The following is a 1,551-nucleotide window of genomic DNA, read 5'->3' on the forward strand; positions in this document are numbered from 1 at the left end:
CACCTCCTTGCCTTCGGCTCCCTCCGGGACGTCGGTAGGGGCCGTGACCTGCGGCGTGTCTGGTGCTGCGCCCGCCGGAACCCCTGGAACGGCGGCGACTGCCGGCGTGTCCGGTACGGCGGTGCCGGAATCGGTGCTGGATGACGGGTACCGGAACACGGCGGAGTTCCTGCGGGCGCGGCTGCGGATCGGCGCCGCGGAGGCCAAGCGCCGGCTCTGCCTCGCCGACACCCTGCTGCCCCGGCAGGGACTCACCGGCCGGCCCATGCCGGCCGTGCACCCGGAGCTCGGAGCCGCCGTCGCGGCCGGCGAGGTCGCGTCCCGGGCCGCGACCCTCATCACGCTCGCCCTGGACCGGGTCCGGCACAGCTGCCTCCCCGAGGCCGCAGCGGCGATGGAGCACGCCCTGACCCGCACCGCGGCCGAGAACGACACCGACTTCCTCGCCCGCGTCAGCCGCAGCTGGGCCGAGGCGCTGGACCAGGACGGCGCCGAACCCTCCGAAGAACTGCTCCGCCAGCTCCAGGGCGCCTTCCTCCGCAAACCCCGCCACGGCCTGCAGCACCTGGAAATCTTCGCCACCGCGGACCAGTTCGAACACCTGATCACCGTGATGAACACCGCCACCAACCCCCGCACCGGCCCCGACGCCGGGAACAGCCCTGCCGGCGCGGCATCCGGTGGCGGCACGAGTGCTGCCGGCGTTGGCACTCCCGGGGCCGTCCGGGCCGACACCGGCCCGGCGGATGCGCCCTGCGCGGCTGATGAGCCCGCCACGGCCGAAGAGGACCCCTCGCTGCCGGCCCTGGACCTCCGCTCCCGGCCGCAACGGCTGCTCGACGGGCTGGTCGGCGCCTGCAAGGCGGCACTGGCAAACGGAGGGCTGCCCGCCGCCGGCGGGCTCCGGCCCCAGGTCATGGCCACCATCGACTACCGCGACCTGCTCACCCGGCTCCAGGACTCCCGCGGCGCCACAGCAGGCGCCCCGCGCCGCGGACCCCGCTCCCCGCACAGCACAGGGGCGCCGCAGCAGACCGGCTCACTGCTGTTCACCGGCCCCGTCACCACCGGCACCATCCGCAAAATCGCCTGCGACGCCGACATCATCCCGGTCCTCCTCGGCGGGAAGGGCCAGGTCCTGGACATCGGCCGCGCCTCCCGGGTCTTCCCGCCGCACATCCGCAAGGCCATCACCGCCCGGGACCGCGGCTGCGCCTTCCCCGGCTGCACCATCCCCGCACCCTGGTGCGAGGCCCACCACATCACCTACTGGTCCCGCGGCGGAACCACCGGAACCGGGAACGGAACCCTGCTCTGCTCCCATCACCACCACGTGATCCACAAGGAACACTGGAACATCAAGATGCGGACCGGCATCCCCTGGTTCATCCCGCCACCCCACCTCGACCCCGCCCAGACACCCCGCCGGAACACATACTTCCGACCCACAGATCCCGTGGTCGCCGCGTGACAGCGGCCCGGACGGCCGGGTGGGCCGTGCGGCTCGGACGGCAACGGCCCCGACGATCGGGCGAGTCGTGCGGCTCGGAC

The 1,551-nt window shown here is 73.8% G+C and carries 1 protein-coding gene; it reads left to right on the forward strand.

Going from position 1 to position 1,551, the window contains the following annotated elements:
- Positions 1–1,471 (forward strand): HNH endonuclease (locus C560_RS22510; RefSeq protein WP_231494411.1); only part of this gene is annotated, 1,471 nt, incomplete at its 5' end.
- Between the last annotated feature and the right edge of the window lie 80 nt (positions 1,472–1,551).

Origin of the sequence: Arthrobacter sp. 9MFCol3.1 (genome assembly GCF_000620385.1) — a bacterium.
Lineage (GTDB): Bacteria > Actinomycetota > Actinomycetes > Actinomycetales > Micrococcaceae > Arthrobacter.